Source organism: Brevundimonas diminuta (assembly GCF_050310045.1).
GTDB lineage: Bacteria > Pseudomonadota > Alphaproteobacteria > Caulobacterales > Caulobacteraceae > Brevundimonas > Brevundimonas diminuta_F.
In genome coordinates, this window is the sequence record NZ_CP190005.1 from 2830765 (window position 1) to 2849173 (window position 18409).

The 18409-nt window shown below is 69.6% G+C and carries 11 protein-coding genes and 1 pseudogene; 9 read left to right on the top strand and 3 right to left on the bottom strand.

The features are described 5' to 3' along the window. Positions 1 to 12: 12 nt before the first annotated feature. The 3 genes and pseudogenes from ACORJG_RS13660 to ACORJG_RS13670 all read left to right on the top strand — a co-directional run. The gene (locus ACORJG_RS13660) at positions 13 to 1806 is read left to right on the top strand and encodes a copper resistance system multicopper oxidase (protein WP_427789823.1); all 1794 of its coding nucleotides are present in this window, start codon (positions 13 to 15) and stop codon (positions 1804 to 1806) included. Next, on the top strand, positions 1803 to 2897 hold the full coding sequence (locus tag ACORJG_RS13665; protein WP_427789825.1) for a copper resistance protein B: 1095 nt from the start codon (positions 1803 to 1805) through the stop codon (positions 2895 to 2897). Before ACORJG_RS13660 ends, ACORJG_RS13665 begins: the two co-directional genes overlap by 4 nt. A 295-nt stretch (positions 2898 to 3192) precedes the next feature. Continuing rightward, positions 3193 to 3443: pseudogene (locus ACORJG_RS13670) on the top strand (IS481 family transposase); the annotation flags it as partial. Here ACORJG_RS13670 and ACORJG_RS13675 read toward each other — a convergent pair. The 3 genes from ACORJG_RS13675 to ACORJG_RS13685 all read right to left on the bottom strand — a co-directional run bounded on the left by ACORJG_RS13675 (position 3440) and on the right by ACORJG_RS13685 (position 8547). Then, complete coding sequence (locus tag ACORJG_RS13675) at positions 3440 to 4090, bottom strand: alpha/beta hydrolase (RefSeq protein ID WP_427789827.1); 651 nt, start codon at positions 4088 to 4090, stop codon at positions 3440 to 3442. The pseudogene ACORJG_RS13670 and the gene ACORJG_RS13675 overlap by 4 nt on opposite strands. Before the next feature lie 61 nt (positions 4091 to 4151). Next, on the bottom strand, positions 4152 to 6362 hold the full coding sequence (locus ACORJG_RS13680; RefSeq protein ID WP_427789829.1) for a prolyl oligopeptidase family serine peptidase: 2211 nt from the start codon (positions 6360 to 6362) through the stop codon (positions 4152 to 4154). Between the two features lie 88 nt (positions 6363 to 6450). Beyond that, on the bottom strand, positions 6451 to 8547 hold the full coding sequence (locus ACORJG_RS13685; RefSeq protein ID WP_427789831.1) for a prolyl oligopeptidase family serine peptidase: 2097 nt from the start codon (positions 8545 to 8547) through the stop codon (positions 6451 to 6453). Between the two features lie 69 nt (positions 8548 to 8616). Between ACORJG_RS13685 and ACORJG_RS13690 the strand changes: the two genes are divergently transcribed. From ACORJG_RS13690 to addA, 6 genes are read left to right on the top strand one after another with little or no spacing between them, the layout of a single operon-like run. After that, positions 8617 to 9495 (top strand): 1-acyl-sn-glycerol-3-phosphate acyltransferase, encoded by an 879-nt coding sequence (locus ACORJG_RS13690; protein WP_427789833.1) that lies wholly within the window; start codon positions 8617 to 8619, stop codon positions 9493 to 9495. Between the two features lie 10 nt (positions 9496 to 9505). Next, positions 9506 to 10009 carry a tRNA (adenosine(37)-N6)-threonylcarbamoyltransferase complex ATPase subunit type 1 TsaE gene (gene tsaE / locus ACORJG_RS13695; RefSeq protein WP_427789835.1) on the top strand — a complete coding sequence of 168 codons (504 nt, stop codon included), beginning with the start codon at positions 9506 to 9508 and terminating at the stop codon, positions 10007 to 10009. Then, a complete protein-coding gene (gene amgK / locus ACORJG_RS13700) occupies positions 10002 to 11090 on the top strand; it encodes an N-acetylmuramate/N-acetylglucosamine kinase AmgK (protein WP_427789837.1) in 1089 nt (362 codons plus the stop codon). Before tsaE ends, amgK begins: the two co-directional genes overlap by 8 nt. After that, complete coding sequence (gene murU, locus ACORJG_RS13705; RefSeq protein ID WP_427789839.1) at positions 11087 to 11800, top strand: N-acetylmuramate alpha-1-phosphate uridylyltransferase MurU; 714 nt, start codon at positions 11087 to 11089, stop codon at positions 11798 to 11800. Before amgK ends, murU begins: the two co-directional genes overlap by 4 nt. Before the next feature lie 2 nt (positions 11801 to 11802). Beyond that, entirely contained in the window at positions 11803 to 14877 is a 3075-nt protein-coding gene (addB, locus tag ACORJG_RS13710; RefSeq protein WP_427789841.1) for a double-strand break repair protein AddB, read from the top strand. Continuing rightward, positions 14874 to 18299, top strand: a complete 3426-nt coding sequence (gene addA / locus ACORJG_RS13715) for a double-strand break repair helicase AddA (RefSeq protein ID WP_427789843.1) — start codon at positions 14874 to 14876, stop codon at positions 18297 to 18299. The genes addB and addA overlap by 4 nt, the downstream gene beginning before the upstream one ends. The last annotated feature ends 110 nt before the right edge of the window (positions 18300 to 18409 follow it).

The window sequence follows — 18409 nt, forward strand, 5'->3', positions numbered from 1 at the left end:
AGACTGGACTTCATGGCGACATCATCACTGGACCGGCGAACCCTGTTGCGAGGCGCTGCCATGGGCGGCGGCATACTGGGGCTTCAGGGCCTTCTGCCCGCCTGGGCGCAGACCGGGTCGCCCGGCCTGCGCGCCGATCTGCCGACCCTGACCGGGCCGAACATCGACCTGAGCGTCGGCGACGCCCGCTTCACCGTCGGCGGCCGCACCGGCCACGCCTTCATGGTCAACGGCGTGCTGCCCGCCCCCCTGCTGCGGATGCGCGAAGGGCAGAATGTGCGCTTGTCAGTGACCAACCATCTGGAGGAAGACACCTCCATCCACTGGCACGGCCTGCTGCTGCCGTTCCAGATGGACGGCGTGCCCGGCATCAGCTTCCCCGGCATCAAGCCGCACGAGACCTTCGTCTATGAGTTTCCGCTCAAGCAGTCCGGCACCTACTGGTATCACAGCCATTCGGGGCTTCAGGAGGCCATGGGTCACTACGGCCCCATCGTTATCGACCCGGCGGGCGCCGACCCGGTCGCCTATGACCGCGAGCACGTCCTGGTCCTGTCGGACTGGAGCTTCCTGCATCCGCACGACATCCTCGACAAGCTGAAGAAGAGCCCCGGCTACTTCAACATGCAGAAGACGACGCTGGCCGGGCTTCTGGACGGGTCGGACCGCATGAACCTGTCCGAGCGCCGGATGTGGGGCGGGATGCGCATGGATCCGCGCGACATCCTGGACGTCAACGGCACGACCTACACCTATCTGGTCAACGGCCACGGCCCGCAGGAGAACTGGACCGGTCTGTTCCGACCGGGCGAGCGGGTGCGCCTGCGCATCATCAACGCCTCGGCGATGTCGATCTTCAACGTCCGCATCCCGGGACTGGCCATGACCGTGGTTCAGGCCGACGGCGAACACGTCCGCCCGGTTGAGGTCGACGAGTTCCAGATTTCGGTCGCCGAGACCTATGACGTCATCGTCCGCCCGACTGAGGACCGCGCCTATACCATCGTGTCCGAAGCGATCGACCGCTCGGGCATGGGCCGCGCCACCCTGGCGCCGCGCTTGGGCATGACGGCCGAGGTTCCGCCGCTTCGCAAGATCCCGAACCTGACCATGAAGGACATGGGCATGGGCGAGATGGACCACAGTGCGCACGGCGCAGCAGGTATGGACCACGCCGCCATGGGGCATGGGACAGCGGCAGGCGCCGCGGCGGCGGCAGCGCCGATGGATCACGGCGGAATGAGCCACAACATGCGCGATCCGAACAACGCTCCCGCCGACATGGCGGTCGGCGTCGGCGTCGACGCCATCGCCCCGGCCCCGTCCAACCGTCTGGCCGATCGGCCGCAGGGGCTGGATGATGTCGATCACCGCGTGCTGGTCTATGCCGACCTGCGCGCCCTGACGCCGAACCGGGACCGCCGCGCGCCCTCGCGCACCATGGAGATCCACCTGACCGGCAATATGGAGCGGTTCATGTGGGGCTTCGACGGGCGCAAATTCTCGGAGGTGGTCGAACCCATCCGCTTTGAGCTGAACGAGCGGGTGCGCGTGACCCTGGTCAACGACACCATGATGGCCCACCCCATCCACCTGCACGGCCACTTCTTCGAACTGGTCAACGGCCATGACGGCCACCAGCCGCTGAAGCACACGGTCAACGTCGCCCCGGGCGGCAAGGTCACCTTCGATCTGACCGCCGATGCGCCCGGCGACTGGGCCTTCCACTGTCACCTTCTGATGCACATGCACGCGGGCATGTTCAACGTCGTCACCGTTCGCCCGCTGGATGGAGCCGCCTGGTGAAGTCCCTTTCTCTGGCTCAGGCCCTCTGCCTGACGCTCGCCCCCCTGATGCTGGCCGCTGGCGGCCCCGCCATGGCCCAAAGTCACGCCGACCATGCGGCGCACGCCCCCGCAGCGGCCCCGGCGCCGACATCTCAGGCAACGACGGCGGCCGACTCTCACACGGGCCACGACATGAATGGTCACGCGAGGCGCGGCGCCGCCCAAGCTGATAGCCATGCGGCTCACGCCACGGCTCCGGTTCAGGCGACTTCAACCGACCCGCACGCCGGTCATGACATGAGCGCCGCGCGCGGCGGACCGAATATCCCGACCAGCGTGGACGCCGTCGGCGGCCGCATGGTCGAAGCCCCGCCCCCCGCCGCTGCGCGCGCAGCCCCGGCGCACGCCGCCGACCTGCTGTTCGACCCGGTCGTCATGGCGGCGGCGCGTAAACAGCTTCTGGCCGAGAACGGCGACATCCGCTCCACCGCCGTGCTGATCGATTCCCTAGAAGCCGGCTTCGGCGACGGCGCCAACACCTACAACTGGAGCGCCCAGGGCTGGACCGGCGGCGACATCAACCGCTTCTGGTGGAAAACCGAGGGCGAAGGCGAGATCAACGGCAAGCTGCGCCAGGCCGAAGTTCAGGCCCTCTACAGCCGCGCCATCGCCCCCTTCTGGGATCTACAGGCGGGCGTGCGTCATGATTTCCGCTCCGACGGCGACAACGCCGCGTACCTGACTGTCGGGGTCCAGGGCGTCGCGCCCTCATGGTTCGAGATAGGCGCCGCCGCCTTCGTGTCGAACAAAGGCGACCTGGCGGCCCGCATCGAAGCCCTATACGACTTGCGCATCACCAATCGCTGGATCCTGCAACCCGCAATCGAAGTCGACCTGTCGGCCGACGGCGTCCCGGAGCTTGAGACAGGGTCAGGTCTGACCTCGGTCAGGGCGGGCCTGCGCCTGCGTTATGAGGTGCGCAGGGAACTCGCCCCCTACACAGGCGTCGAATGGAGCCGCTCACTCGGCGCCACGGCCGACTACGCCCGGGCGCGGAGTCTCGATCCCGAAGACATCCGCGTCGTCGTCGGCGTCAGAGCCTGGTTCTGACCTCGGCCCCATCCGGAGCATTGTAGAATCCGTCCGTGCGGACAGGTGCAAAATGCCCTGGAGTCCGGCCTGCTGCGCCACTCGACCCGGCGCTTCTGCGACCAGCGCAGGACCGCCGACGAGGTCAGTTCCGTGCCGTTATCGCTGTCCACCGTGTGCGGCTTGCCGCTCAGTCGATCAACCGCATCTACTCCCGAGCGGCGTCATCCATCGAGAAGCACCGTCTCGTGCAGCCCCAGTTCCGAAACGCTAGCATGGGCGTCCACCGAAACGAGGGAGGATCCAGCCGAACCCTCCGTGGACCAACGATCAGGTCGAACGGATGAACCGCACCACCAAGGACGCCGCCGTCAAACGCTTCCATTATGACCGCCACGACGAACGTCGTACTCACCTCGCAGACCTGATGCCCGCCTATAAGGTCGCCCGCAGGCCCAAGACTCTCGATGGCCTCGCCCCCTGCGAATGCATCGCCAAAATCTGTACTTCAGATCCGGAAAATTTATCGCCGATCCGATCCACCAGATGCCGGGACTCAACACCTAGCCCAGCGCCGCCTGCAGGAAGGCGACCGCGTCCGCGAGGTCGTCGCGATCCCCACGCCAGACAGGCGGCGCATCGGCGCCTGCCGCATAGGCGGACGGATCTGTGAAGGTCGCATCGGGTCTATTCGGCGCGCCCAGCGCCGCCGCCGCGCGCACGGCGCCGGATGCGCCCGCCGCCGCCAGATAGCGACGGTCCAGCGCCAGCATCAACGCCGCGCGACCGCCTTCGCCCATGCCCAGCACGCCGACGCGGACCGCATCACCGCCCAGATCGTAGGCCCGCTTTGAGAGCCATGCTACGGCCGACGCCCCGTCGGCGATGAAGGCCGGAAAGACGCTTCCCGGCGCCGTCCGTCGGTCGACCAGGGCCACGATGAAGCCGCGCTCCGACAGATCGCGCGCGGTTCGCTCGTCTTCGGCCGCAGGCGCGTCATCGGGCAACAGAATGAGGATCGGCGCCCCCCGCGCCCTTGCGGGCCGATAAAGGCGCAGCGTCTGTCGCGGATCAGGCCCATAGGCGGCGCGCGCCCTGCGCCAGCCGGGCGGCCCCAGCGGAGCGGGCGTCGACAGGCCCTCGCCCATGATCGGCGCGCAGGCCGCCGTCGCCACAGTCGCCAGCAGCGGCGCCAGAAGGCCTCGTCGCGTCATCACCACTCCAAGAAACAAGGGCGCGCGGTCCCGACGGACCGCGCCCCCTGATCCGCCTGTCTTATTTAGCCAGATATTTGTCCAGCCAACCGAAGACTTCATTGTGCCATTGCAGGCTGTTGGCCGGTTTCAGCACCCAGTGGTTTTCGTCCGGGAAGAAGACCAGACGGCTGTCGATACCCTTGCGCTGCAGGGCGGTGAAGGTCGACAGGCCCTGCGAGGTCGGGATGCGGAAGTCGAGGTCGCCCTGAATCACCAGCATCGGCGTCTTCCAGTTCCGGACGTGGTTGGCCGGGTTGAACTTCTGATAGCCCTCGGGATTTTCCCACGGCGTGCCGCCGTATTCCCATTCCGTGAACCACAGCTCTTCAGTGCCATAGCCCATGCCGAAGGTGTCGAAGACGCCGTCGTGGTTGACCATGCATTTGAAGGCGTCGCTCCAGTTGCCCGCGATCCAGTTGATCATATAGCCGCCGTAGGAGGCCCCGAGCGCGCAGGCGTTATTCCCGTCAAGGAAGCTGTATTTCTGTTGTGCGAAGGCCCAGCCCTTCTGCAAATCTTCCAGCGGGCGGTCGCCCCAGTGCTGGCTGATGGCGTCGGTGAATTCCTGGCCGTAGCCGGTCGAGCCGTGGAAATCGATCATCACCACCGCATAGCCCGCGCCCGCATAGGTCTCCGGGTTCCAGCGATAGGACCAGCTGTTTCCGAACGAGCCCTGCGGCCCGCCGTGGATCAGGAAGGCGACCGGATATTTACGACCCTCGACGTAGCCAGCGGGCTTAATGACATAGCCGTGGACCGTCTCGTCGTTCCAGCCGGGGAAACTGAACTGCTCGGCCTCGCCGAAGGCCTTGTTCGCCAGCTGCGGGTTCACATTCGTCAGGCGGCGCGGCATTTCGCGACCGCGATAGGTCTTGAAGTACAGGTCGGTGGGCGAGGTCAGGGTGTCGACCGCCATGACGAAACCCGAAGGCGTCTGGGCGAAGGCGCCGACGTGGCCCTCGCCGGTCAGCGGCGTCACCACCCCGTTGCGCGCGTCGATGGCGAACAGGCGGGTCTGACCGACATCGCCCGCCGTCGTATAGAGGGTGTTCCCGTCCTTCGACCATTGCAGGGTGTCGGCCGAACGGTCCCAGTTGGCCGCGATCTGGCGCGTCTGGCCGGTAGCGACATCGCGCAGGAAGATCGAATATTTGTCCGCCTCGAAGCCCGGACGGGCCATGGCGCGATAGGCCAGGGTCTGGCCGTCCGGCGAGAAGACCGGGCCGGTGTCCCAGGCCGGGTTGGCCTCGGTCAGATTGGTCAGTTGGCCGGGCGCCGAAACGGCGACGCTGTAGAGGTCGAAATTGGTGCTCCACGGCTCGCTGTTCCCCGCCTTACGCGCCGAGAAGACCAGCGACTGGCCATCGGGGGCGAAGGTGAACTCGCTCTCGTCGCCGAACGGCTTGGAGGGGGTGTCGCCGTCGAAGCCCTTCGTCACCCAGACCGGGTCGCCGCCCGCCTTGCCGTCCGCGCCGATCGACTGGACGAACAGATGGTTCTGGGTGTGGTCGTTCCACGTATCCCAGTGGCGTACGAACATCCGGTCATAGACCTGACCCGTCGACTTCCTGTCGGCTTCGACCTTGCCGCGCGCGACCGAGGCGTTCAGGTCCGCCGCGTCAGGATAGACGGCCAGGGACACGGCCACCGCATCGCCCGTCTCATTGATGCGGTAGGCGTTGACGTCGGTCGGCAGGGCCGTGACCTGCGTCGCCGTCGCCCCCTTGTCGGCCGAGACCCAGACCTGGCTCGACCCCGAACGGCTTGAGAGAAAATACAGCTTGCCGTCGGCGCCCCAGCGGGCGGTGTTGGCGCCGCCTTCGGAAATGGCCAGCTTCTGCGGCTGGGCCTCGCCCTTCAGGCTCAGGATGTAGAGGGCGCTGGAGCGCCTGTTGGCCGCCACATCGGTGGTGGTCAGCGAATAGACCACCCACTCCCCGTCCGGCGACACCTGCGGATCGCCCAGCCGGTTGGCCGAGATCATGTCCTGATAGGTGAAGGCGTTCGACGCCGCAGGCGCGACAGCGGCAGGCGCGACAGCGGCAGGCGCGACAGCGGCAGGCGCGACAGCGGCAGGCGCGACAGCGGCAGGCGCGACAGCGGCAGGCGCGACAGCGGCAGGCGCGACAGCGGCAGGCGCCGCCGCCCCCTCGGCCGCCGCCGGCAGGGCCGTGGCGGTCAGAAGGGCGGCGGCGCTGAGGCCGGACAGAAGATGGGGCAGACGGCGCATTCGGCGCTCCTCATGCGTGATGTGAAATCCGCCCGAAGGCGTAACACCGCCATGCGCCGCCCGCAAAGTCTCCTGTTTCAGACCCGGTTCAGCGCTCTTCCTTCGTCCACTGCGCCGTCCAGTCCAGGATCTCCTGCTGCCAGTTGACCCAGGTCTGGGGCTTCAGCACCCAGTGGTTTTCGTCCGGCACATGGACGAAGCGGCTGGAGATGTTCAGCCGCTGCAGGGCCGAGAAGGTCGCCAGCCCCTGCTCCATCGGCACGCGGAAGTCCTTCGAGCCGTGCAGCACCAGCATCGGCTTCCTCCAGTTGCCGACATAGGTTTCGGGGTTGTGGACGTCATAGACATCCTTGCGATCCCAGCTGGGGCCGCCGAACTCATAGATGAAGGTCGACATGTCCATGGCGTTCATCAGCTGCGGCACGTCGAACACCCCGGCGTGGTTGACCAGGCAGCGCCACGGCTCGTTCCACTTGCCCGCGATCATATTGACCATATAGCCGCCGTAGGAGGCGCCCAGCGCACAGGCCCGCTCTGCGTCGATCCACGGATTGGCCGCCAGCGCCGCCTGCCAGCCCTTCTGCAGGTCTTCCAGCGGACGGTCGCCCCAGTGATCGTTGATGGCGTCGGTGAAGGCCTGACCATAGCCCGGCGAACCGTGGAAGTTCACCATCACCACCGCATAGCCCGCCGCCGTATAGGTCTGCGGATTCCAGCGGTAGGACCAGCCCTCGGTCCAGGGCGACTTAGGCCCGCCGTGGATCAGATAAATGGCCGGATATTTGCGGCCCTCGACATAGCCTGCGGGCTTGAACACCCAGCCGTGCGCCGTCTCATTGTTCCAGCCGGGGAAGCGGATTTCTTCGGGACGCGGCAGATCGATGCGGGCGATCAGTTCGGCGTTGTGCTGGGTCGCCTGACGGGCAGGCTGACCGTTTTTGGCGATGAAGATCTGCGTCGGGGCGGTGAAGCTCTCATGCGCATAGGCCAGCACGCCGCCGACCTCGTCGAACTCGTTGACGGCGCCGATGTCGGTCAGGGCCTTCACCGCGCCGTTGCGGGCGTCGATCTCGAACAGGCGGTTCTGCCCCTCATCGGCGGCGGTGACGTAGAGCGCCCGCCCGTCCGAGCGCCAGGTCAGGCCGCCGGGACCGCGATCCCAGTTCGTCAGTTGGCGAGCGTTGGCGCCGTTGGCGTCGGCCACCATGACCACCGCCTGATCGCCGCCGACATTCTCACGCGGGGCGGCCAGCCAGGCCAGGCGCCGTCCGTCCGGCGACAGGGCGGGCGTATTGTCCGGCCCGGTGTTGCCTTCGGTCAGGTTGACCGCCGCGCCGCCGTCCAGATTCAGGCGATAGAGGTCGCTGTTGTTGGTGAAGGGCGCGCGGTCGCCCTGCAGGCGCGTCGCATAGATCAGGGTCCGGCCATCGCGCGAAATGGTCAGGCCGCCTTCGCCGACGCCGATGTCCGCATCCAGCCCCGGCGTCAGATCGCGCGGCTGACCGTCAGCCAGACCCGAGCCGTTCAGCGGCTGCAGGAAGATGTGGCTCTGACGCCCATCCGACCAGTGATCGAAGACACGCAAGGGATAGCGGTCGTAGACCTGCTGACCAGACTTGGCCCGCTCGGCCAGCCGGTCGCGGGTGCATTCCAGCGTCTCACAGTCGCGATAGATCGAAACGCCCAGGATCAGCGCCTTGCCGTCCGGCGTGAAGCGGAAGCCGGACGCCGAGGTCGGCAGCGTCGTCACCTGAACCGCCGCCATGCCGTCACGATCGGCGCGCCACACCTGGTTCGAGCCGCCGCGCGCGGACATGAAATAGATCGACTGCCCGTCCGGCGCCCAGCGCGCGCCCGAGACGCCGCCTTCCGAGATCGCCAGTCGGCGCGGCGCCGCAGCGCCGTCGACATCGGCCATCCACAGGCCGGTCTGGTTCTTGTTGCCATTCCAATCGGTTGTCGTCACCGCGTAGATGACCCGGCGGCCGTCCGGCGAGACGCGCGGATCGCCGACGCGCTCCATCGTCGCCAGATCCTTCAGGCCCAGCCGGTCAGATGGTTGAGGCGCCGAAGCCGGAGCCGCCGCGACGGGCGCCTGCTGCGCCATGACCGGCGTCGCCGCAAGGCCGCCTGCCAGCAGCATCATCTGAACGGCCGCCGCCGTCATCCAGTGTGACCGGGTCATTACGCTTAACACTCCGAAACCATTGTCAGGCGTCCTGCATAAGGGGCCGTTCCAGCTTAGCCAAGCCGGATGGCGCTTGCCCGCCGCCGCCGCCTCGGCGACAAGCAGACGATGAGTCCGGCTCCCCACATCGTCGACGTCCTGATCGCCGAGCGCGCGCCCCGGCTGACGGGATCGGCCGCCTGGCCGCTGGTCCGCCCCGCCCTTTACGGCCTGCTCGACTACGCCAAGGCGCGGCGCATGGCCGACGCCATCGGCCCGATGGGCGGGCGACAGGCGCTCGACTACGTCTCCGACCTGCTTGAGTTGACGGTGCGGACGGCGCATCTGGACCGCCTGCCCGCATCAGGCCGCTGTCTGGTCGTCTGCAACCACCCGACCGGCATCGCTGACGGCCTGGCCGTGCACGACGCCCTGCGCATGGTGCGCAACGACCTGATCTATTTCGCCAACGCCGACGCGCTGCGCGTCTCGCCGCGCCTGTCGGAGACCGTCGTCCCCGTCGAATGGGTCACGGCCAAGCGCACGCGCGAGAAGACCCGCGCCACGCTTCAGGCGGCGAAAGAGGCGTTCGAGGCCGAACGCTGCGTGGTCATGTTCCCGGCCGGGCGTCTGGCCCGTGTCGGCCCGGACGGCTTGCTGACCGACCCCGAATGGGCCGCCACCGCCGCTTCGCTGGCCCGCAAATATGAGGCGCCGGTGATCCCGATCCACGTCGCAGGGCCGACCAGCCGCCTGTTCCACCTGTTCGACAAGGTGTCGCAGGAACTGCGCGACATCACCCTCTTCCACGAACTGCTGAACAAGAAGGGCCGCGCCTTCGACCTGATCGTCGGCCGCCCCATCCCGCCGCTGGCGCTGGACGTCGACGCACAGGCCGCCACGCTGAAACTGAAAACCTTCGTCGAGCGGACCCTGGCCGCCGATCCAGACGCGACCTTCGCCTGATGATCTCAGAATGATGACTTTCGACCTTCCCGACGCCGACGCCACCACCCGCCTCGGTGAAGCCATCGCCCCCCTGCTGGCGCCGGGCGAGGCCGTCCTGCTCTACGGCCCGCTGGGCATGGGCAAGTCGACGCTGGCGCGGGGTCTGATCCGCGCCCTGACGCGCCCCGACGAGGACGTGCCGTCGCCGACCTTTACTCTTGTGCAGTTCTATGAGAGCGACCCGCCCATCGCCCATTTCGACCTCTATCGCCTGACCCGTCCGGAAGAGGCCTTCGAAGTCGGGCTGGACGAGGCGCTGGACGAAGGTTGCGCCCTGATCGAATGGCCCGAACGGCTGGGTGATGATCCCGGCCGGATGCTCGGCCCCGACCGACTGACGATCGAAATCTCGGAACCCGCTCCTCAGGCAGCCGCCCTTCGCGAGGGCGGCGATAGGGGTCTCTCAGGAAGAGTTGCGACCGTTTCCGGCGCAGGCGCGTGGGAAGTCAAACTGAAGGAACTCCATGTCTGACCGCGAAGCCCTCCGTCTCGATTTTCTGCGCTCGGCCGGTCTGGCCGAGGCCACGCGCACGCCGCTGGCCGGCGACGCCTCGACGCGGCGCTACGAGCGGCTGACGACGGCCTCGGGCGCCTCCCTCATGTTGATGGATCAGGCCCCCGCCGCCGAGAGCCGCCCCTGCGATCCGTCGTGGACGCCGGAACAGCGCCACGCCCACGGCTGGAACGCCGTCGCCCGCCTGTCCGCCGGTCGTGTGGAAGCCTTCGCCGCCGTCGCCGCCCATCTGAAATCGCTCGGCCTGTCGGCGCCCGAAATCGTCGCCGTAGACGCCCCCAACGGCCTGGCCGTGATCGAGGATTTCGGCGACGCCCTGTTCGCCCGCGTCATCGAGGACGGCGCCGATCCCGCCCCCCTCTATCGCGCCGCTGTCGAGGCCCTGGCCGTCCTGCACGCCGCCCCGACGCCCGAGGTCCTGACCGGCCCGGCGGGCGACTGGCCCCTGCTGACCTATGACCAGACGGCGCTGCAAGGCGGCGCCGACCTGTTCGTCGACTGGCTGCCGAAACTGGTCCCCGCCCTCAGCTTCGATGATGCCGCCATCGCCGAATGGCGCGCGGCGTGGGCGCCGATCACGACGGCGGGCGAGGCGGGCGCAAACGTCATGGCTCACCGCGACTATCACGCCGAGAACCTGATCCGGCTGAACGGCCGCACTGGCGCCGCCTGCGTCGGGATGATCGACTTCCAGGACGCGGTAAAGGCCCACCCGTCTTGGGATCTGCACTCCCTGTTGCAGGACGCCCGTCGCGACGTGGCGCCCGAGCTGGAGACCCTGGCGCTCGACCATTATTTCGCCCTCCGCCCCGAGACCGACCGCGAGGCTTTCATGGCCGCCTACGCCGGTCTGGCCGCCCTGAACGAGGCGCGCATTCTCGGCATCTTCGCCCGCCTGATCGCCCGCGACGGCAAGCCCCGCTACGCCGCATTCATGCCGCGCATGTGGGCGCACCTGAACGCCAATCTGAAGGCGCCGGGCCTCGAAGCCGTCGCCGCCTGGATGGACCGCCACGTGCCGGAGGATGCGCGTCGATGACCGCTCCCACCACCGCCATGGTTCTCGCCGCCGGGCTCGGCACGCGGATGCGCCCCCTGACCGACGATCGGCCCAAGGCGCTGGTCGAGGTCGGCGGCAGGGCGCTGATCGACCATGTTCTCGACCGGCTGGCCGAGGCGGGCGTGACCGACGCCGTGGTCAACGTCCACTGGTTCGCCGACCGGCTGGAAAGCCATCTGTCCGCCCGCACGCGCCCGACGATCCGCATCTCCGACGAGCGCGCCGAACTGCTGGAGACCGGCGGCGGCCTGAAGAAGGCCCGCCCCCTGCTGGGCGATGCTCCCGTCTTCGTCGCCAATATCGACAGCGTCTGGATCGACCGCGGCGATGCTCTGGGCGACCTGATCCGCCTGTGGGATCCCACGCGCATGGACGCCGCCCTGCTTCTGGCCCGCCGCGAAGGCTCCATCGGCTTCGAAGGCGGCGGCGACTTCTTCCTCGGCGACGACGGCGCTCTGACTTTCCGGGGCGAGGCGGCCAGCGCCCCTTACGCCTATATGGGCGTCCACATCACCCGCCCTGATTACGCCGACCACGGCCCCGATGGCCCCTTCTCGCTCAGCCCCCTGTGGCGCGCCTCGGCCTCCGAGGGGCGCCTGTTCGGCTGCGTGCTGGACGGCGACTGGATGCACGTCGGCGACCCGCAGGCGCGCGACGAGGCCGAAGCCCGGCTGAAGGCGGAGACCTGACCATGACGGGGGGACGCTTCGATCCGTTCGCCGGAAGCGAGCCGCGCTGGCGCGCCGTGCCCGCCTGGCGACCCTTCCTCGAAGACCTGGCGGCGGGGGTGCTGGACTGGCTGGGCGACGCCCCGCCCGAGACCCTGACCGACGCCACCATCCTGCTGCCCAACCGCCGCGCCACCCGCGCCTTCTCCTTCGCGCTGGGCAAGCTGGCGGGCGAGCGTCCCGTCCTGCTGCCCCAGGTCCGCCCGCTCGGCGATCTGGAAGAGGACGAGCCGCCCTTCGCCCCCGGCGAACTGGGCCTGGACCTGCCGCCCGCCATCGCCCCCCTGACGCGCCGCTTCGAGATGGCGCGCATGATCGCCGAGGAATTCGAGCCGGGGATGAAGCCCCTGCGCGCCCTCGAAATGGCCGATGCGCTCGGCGCCTTCCTCGATTCCTGCCAACTGGAAGACGTCTCCGACCTGTCGCGCGTGGCTACCCTGGCCGAACAGGATCTGGCCGAGCACTGGCGCGAGAGCGCCCGCTTCCTCGGCCTCGCCGTCGAGGCCTGGCCCAGGCGGCTGGAGACGCTGGGTCTGGTCGATCCGGCGTGGCGCCGCGCGACCCTGCTGCGCCGTCTGGCCGAGGCCTGGGACGCCCGCCCGCCGCAAGCCCCCGTCATCGCCGCCGGGTCCACCGGCACCGTTCCCGCCGCCGCCGACGTGCTGAAGGCCGTCGCCAGCTCGCCGCAGGGCGTGGTCGTCCTGCCCGGCCTCGACCTCGATCTGGCTGCCGACGCCTGGGACCGCATCGACGACCAGCACCCGCAGGCCGCGCTGAAGGCCCTGCTGGCCCGCGCCGAGGTCGCGCGCGAAGCCGTCCAGCCGTGGTTCCAGCCGCCGCTCGATCTCGCCGTCGAGGCGCGCGGTCTGGCCCGCCAGCGCCTGATCAACGAAGCCCTTCGTCCCGCCGAGGCCACCGACGACTGGCGTCGCGAGATCAAGCGCCTTCGCGCTCGCTCGGCCGAGGCGGGCCGCGCCGCCGACCCCATCGCCGAGGGCCTGTCGGGCCTGACCGTCCTGTCCGTCCGCGCCGAGGAGGAGGCGGCGACCGCCGTCGCCCTGATGATGCGCGAGAGCCTCGAGCACCGCACGCCCGACGGCCGCCCGATCACCTGCGCCCTGGTGACGCCGGACCTGCAGCTGTCGCGCCGGGTCGAGGCGCGGCTGGCGCGCTGGGGCATTGTCGCCGACTCCTCCACCGGCCAGCCGCTGTCGCGGATGACGGCGGGGGTGCTGGTCGACCTTTGCGCCCGTTTCCTGGCCGAACCGCTGAAGCCCCAGACCCTGCTGGCCCTGCTGAAGCACCCTCTGGTCCGCCTCGATCTGGGCGAGACGTCGCTCATAGACGCCGCCGAAGCGCTTGAGGAGCACGCCCTGCGCGGCCCGCGTCCGCGCCGCTGGTCCCAGTTGCAGGAACGCCTGCTGAAGGCGACCCAGCCTCGACGCGGCGGCCTGCCGCTGGCCGACTGGAAGCTGGCCCGTCTGAAGGGGGCGCAAGCCCTCGCCGACCGGCTGGAGGCGCTGGCGACCGCCCGCCCCTGTCCGCCGGACGAAGCCGCCCGCACCCTGACCGCCCTGATCGAGGCGCTGGCGGGTCAGAACGCCTGGGCCGGGCCGGACGGCGAGGCGACGGCCTCCCTGCTGTCCGCCCTGATCGAGGGCGGCGGCCCGCTGGGCCAGACCACGCCCGCCGAGTTCGCCGATCTGATCGGCGCCTTGCTGGCCGAGACGACGGTGCGCACCGGCGGCGCCACCCATCCGTCCCTTCGCATCCTCGGCGCCATCGAGGCGCGGCTGGCGCGGGCCGACCGCATGATTCTGGCCGGACTGGAGGAGGGCGTCTGGCCCAACGCCGCCCCGGTCGATCCCTTCCTGTCGCGGCCGATGCGCGCCGCCCTGCCCCTGCCCGCGCCCGAGCGGCGTCTGGGCCAGACGGCGCAGGACTTCGTTCAGGCCGCCTGCGCCGACGAAGCCGTCCTGGTCCACTGCGAGCGGCGCGGCGGCCAGCCCGCCGTGCGCTCGCGCTGGCTGTGGCGGCTGGAGATGCTGACACGCGGCGCCGATGCCCCCGACACCCCTGTCAGCCTCAGCGCCCCCCAAGACGTCGCCGACTGGACCGAAGCCCTCGACGCCCCGCCGCCCGGCCCGGCCCGCCTTGCCCCGCGCCCCGCGCCCACGCCCCCAGTCGAGCGCCGGCCGCGCAGCCTCTATGTCACCGGGGTCGAGCGCTGGGTCCGCGACCCCTACGCCCTCTACGCCCGCCGCATCCTGAACCTCGAACCGATGGAGCGCCCCGGCGCCTCGGCCGAGGCCCTGGCGCGCGGCAACGCCGTGCATAAGGCCATCGAGCGCCTGATCGAGGACTGGCCCGACCTGCTGCCGGACGATCTCGACGCGGTGATCGAGCGCCTGCTGCTGGAGGAGCTGGGCGCCCACGGCTTCGAGGACGCCGCCATGGCCCGCGAGGCGCCCTTGGCCCGGAACGCCGCCCGCTGGCTGGCCGGGTTCGAGGCTGAGCGCCGCGCGCGCGGCGTGACCTTGATGATCGAACAGCAGGGTGCGCTGACCTTTGAGGCGCCCGGCGGCCCCTTTACCGTCAAGGCCTACGCCGACCGCATCGAGGTCGGCGCCCTGTCTGCCGCCGTCATGGACTTCAAGACCGGCCAGGTTCCGAGCGCCAAACAGATCAAGGCGGGCTTCGCCCCCCAGCTGACCCTGACCGGCGCCATCCTGGCCGCCGGCGGCTTCAAGGACACCAACGGCCCCGTCTCGCCGGAAGAACTGACCTACGTCCGCGTCGTCGGCCGCAAGAAGGCGGGCGAGGTCGCCGTACGCGCGGCCGGGCCGGAAGCGCAAATCCTGTCCGACGCCGCCCTGCAAGGCCTGATGGCCCGCGTCGCCGAATTCGACAGGCCGGAGACGCCCTACCTCTCGTGGGCCGCGCCTCATCTGATGGGCAGCTACAGCCCCTACAACCTGCTGGCTCGCGTCTGGGAATGGCACGTCATCGGCGGCGGCGAAGAAGGAGAGGTGGAATGAGCGCCCTCAATCCCCAAACCCGGGCCGCCGACCCGGCCCGCTCGGTCTTCGTCACCGCCAACGCCGGTTCGGGCAAGACCACCACCCTGGTCAGCCGAGTGGCGCGCCTGCTGCTGGGCGGCGCCGCGCCCTCGGCCATCCTGTGCGTGACCTACACCAAGGCCGCCGCCGCCGAGATGCAGGCCCGCCTGTTCGAGACGCTCGGCAAATGGGCCGTCATGGACGACGGCGAACTGTCGGCCGAACTGGCCAAGCTGGACGACAGCGACCCCGGCGCCCTCAACCCCGCCCGCCTGTCCGAGGCGCGACGCCTGTTCGCCCGCGCCCTGGAGACGCCCGGCGGGCTGAAAATCCAGACCATCCACGCCTTCTGCGAAAAGCTGCTGCGTCGCTTCCCCATCGAGGCAGGCGTGTCGCCGCGCTTCACCGTGCTGGAGAACGAGGCGGCCGTCGCCCTGTCTCATGCCGCGCGCGAAGACCTGGCCCGCGCTGCTCTGGCCGACGCCGAAGGGCCGGTCGGCGCGGCCTACAGCCATTTCGCGGTCGAGCTGGACTGGGGCCGCTTCCAGGATCTGCTGGCCCTGATCGAGGCCAAGCGCGCCGAACTGACCGACTATGTCGCCCGCGTCGCCGACGGCCGCGCGCCCGGCCCCTACGTCCTGACCGGAGCCGATCCGAAAGCGACGCCGGAAGATATCGAGACCGGTTTCATGCGCTGGCTGGACCGGGGCGAGGTCCGCCGCATGGCCGAGCTGATGGCCACCGGTTCCAAGACCGACAAGGATCGGGCCGCCGAACTGATCCACGCCCTCGACCACGACTGGAGTTTCCACGGTCTGGGCGTCGTCTTCCTGACCGGCTCAGGCTCGCCCCGCAAATCGATGGCGACCAAGCAGGTGCCGCCCGACGCCGCAGGCTGGCTGGCTGATCTTCAGGACAAGTTTCTGGCCGCCCGCGACCAGCTGCGCGCCGCCAAGGTCGCCGACGACACCATCAGGCTGCTGACGCTCGCCAACGCCCACGCCGCCCTCTACGAGGCAGCCAAGACGGCGCACGGCGCGCTCGACTTCTCGGATCTGGTGGCGCGCACGGTCGAACTGCTGACCGTTCGCTCGACCGCCGCCTGGGTGCTCTACAAGCTGGACGGCGGCGTCGACCACGTCCTGATCGACGAGGCGCAGGACACCGCCCCCGAACAGTGGGCCATCATGCGCGCCCTGACCGGCGAGTTCTTCACCGCACCTGACACCGACCGCACCGTCTTCGCCGTCGGCGACGAGAAGCAGTCGATCTATTCCTTCCAGGGCGCCCGGCCCGAACGGCTGCGGCAGGAAGCGCAGGTCTATGACAGCCTGATCACCGGGGCGGGCGGCGCCTTCGAAGGCGTGCCGCTGGAGACTTCCTACCGCTCGACCGAGGCAGTGCTGACCTTCGTGGATGCCGTCTTCGCCACGCCCGAACGCGCCCGCGCCCTGGTCGGGGAAACGGGCGAGATTCCGCACCACACCGCCGCCCGCCTGGGCCAACCCGGCGCCGTCGAACTGTGGCCCCTGTTCATCGACGAGGCCCCGCCCGAGCGCGACGCCTGGACCGATCCCGTCGATCAGGAAGGAACCGCCAGCGCCCGCAAACGCATGGCCCAGACGCTTGCGCTCGAGATCAGGCGTCAGGTCGAGAGCGGCGCCGTCGTCTTCGGCAAGAGCGGCGCCGCGCGTCCCTGCGGCTACGGCGACTTCCTGATCCTGGTCCGCCGCCGCGACGCGACCTTCGAGGAGATCATCCGCGCCCTGAAGGCGGCGGGCGCTCCCGTGGCGGGCGCCGACCGGCTGAAGCTGTCGCAGCACATCGTCTTCGACGACCTGAAGGCCCTGGCCCGTTTCGCCCTCTTCCCCGGCGACGACCTGACCGTGGCCGAGGTGCTGCGCGGCCCCTTCTGCGACGTGGACGAGGACAGCCTGTTCGAGCTGGCGGGCCGCGAGAAGCGCGACGGCCTGTGGCGCGAACTGAAGCGCCGGGCAGACGAGCGGCCGGAGTGGGGCGGGGCGCTGGACCTGCTACGCGCGGCGCGCGGCGCCCGCGACCTCGATCCCTTCGGCTTCTTCTCCCGCCTGCTGAACCGGGTGGACGCGACCGGCCAATCAGGACGCGCCCGCATCCTGACCCGTCTGGGCCGCGAGGCCGAGGAAGCCGTCGACGAGACCCTCAATCAGGTGCTGGCCGCCGAAGGGCGCGGCGGGACCGATCTGGAGACCTGTCTCGCCCTGCTGGAAGCCGCCGATGTCGAGGTGAAGCGCGAACTGGAAGGCCCGCGCGGCGAGGTCCGCGTCATGACCGTCCACGGCGCCAAGGGGCTGGAGGCGCCGGTCGTCATACTGCCCGACACGACGATGAAGGCGAAGGCGCAGGGGCCGTCGTTGATGCCCGTCGCCACCGAGAACGGCGAAGCCTGGCTGATGTGCCCCGGCTCATCGAAAGAGGACTGCCCCGCCTCAGCCGACGCCCGTGCGGCGCGCGAGGCGCGGGTCGGCGATGAATCCCTGCGCCTGCTCTACGTCGCCCTGACCCGTGCGCGGGACCGGGTGATCGTCATGGGGCGCGGCTCCAAACGCGCGCCCGAGGCCGGGGACTGGTGGTCGGTGATCGAGGAGACCTTCAACCGGCTGGGTGATCAGGTGCGTGAACTGGACGGCGGCGTCCGTCGCTACGGCGCCGATCCCGACAGCCTGCCCGCCGCTGTCGCCACGGCTGAAACCCGCCCTGAGGCCCCCGCCTGGGCGCGGAGCAACCCGCCGCGCGACGCCGCCGCCCGCTTCGCCTCGCCCTCGCAGATGCAGGAGCAGAAGCGCATCCCGGCGCCGTCGCCCCTGGCGCGCGGCGAAGGCCATGTTTCAGGATTGGGCGCCGGGCTGGGCCGTTTCCGACGCGGCGACCTGATCCACCGCCTGCTGGAGCGTCTGCCCGACCTGCCCGCCTCCGACCGCCCCGACGCCGCGCAACGGATGCTGGCGCACGAACGCGACCTGACCGAGGATCAGCGCGCCGAGATGATCGCCGCCGCCTTCGGGGTGCTGGACGACGCCCGCTTCGCCCCCGTCTTCGGTCCCCACAGCCGCGCCGAGGTCGCCGTGACCGGGACGGCGCCCGACCTGCCTGGCGGCGTGTCGATCTCGGGCCGTATCGACCGGCTGGTGGTCACGCCCGAGCGGGTTCTGGCGGTCGACTTCAAGTCAAACCGCCCCGCGCCCGATGACGTCGAGGACGCCGATCCGGCCTATATTCTGCAGATGGCGATCTACGCCGCCGTCCTGCGCCGCCTCTATCCAGACCGCGCGGTCGAGGCTGCCCTGGTCTGGACCGACGGGCCGAAGATGATGGCCGTGCCGCAGGACCTGATGGACGCCGCTCTCGAAAATGCGCGTTGATTTGTCGGGGATTCGCACCCACATCTGTGCCTGAACGCTGACGCCTCGGTCGGCGCGAAACATATTCCGCGCTCAAGCAGCGAGCCGCCGCGCGGCGAGCGATAGCGCTC

Coding starts and splice junctions, on each gene's coding strand:
- ACORJG_RS13660 (WP_427789823.1), top strand. CDS start 13: ATGGCGACATCATCACTGGACCGGCGAACCCTGTTGCGAGGCGCTGCC.
- ACORJG_RS13675 (WP_427789827.1), bottom strand. CDS start 4,090: ATGACGCGACGAGGCCTTCTGGCGCCGCTGCTGGCGACTGTGGCGACG.
- ACORJG_RS13680 (WP_427789829.1), bottom strand. CDS start 6,362: ATGCGCCGTCTGCCCCATCTTCTGTCCGGCCTCAGCGCCGCCGCCCTT.
- ACORJG_RS13685 (WP_427789831.1), bottom strand. CDS start 8,547: ATGACCCGGTCACACTGGATGACGGCGGCGGCCGTTCAGATGATGCTG.
- ACORJG_RS13690 (WP_427789833.1), top strand. CDS start 8,617: ATGGCGCTTGCCCGCCGCCGCCGCCTCGGCGACAAGCAGACGATGAGT.
- tsaE (WP_427789835.1), top strand. CDS start 9,506: ATGATGACTTTCGACCTTCCCGACGCCGACGCCACCACCCGCCTCGGT.
- amgK (WP_427789837.1), top strand. CDS start 10,002: ATGTCTGACCGCGAAGCCCTCCGTCTCGATTTTCTGCGCTCGGCCGGT.
- murU (WP_427789839.1), top strand. CDS start 11,087: ATGACCGCTCCCACCACCGCCATGGTTCTCGCCGCCGGGCTCGGCACG.
- addB (WP_427789841.1), top strand. CDS start 11,803: ATGACGGGGGGACGCTTCGATCCGTTCGCCGGAAGCGAGCCGCGCTGG.
- addA (WP_427789843.1), top strand. CDS start 14,874: ATGAGCGCCCTCAATCCCCAAACCCGGGCCGCCGACCCGGCCCGCTCG.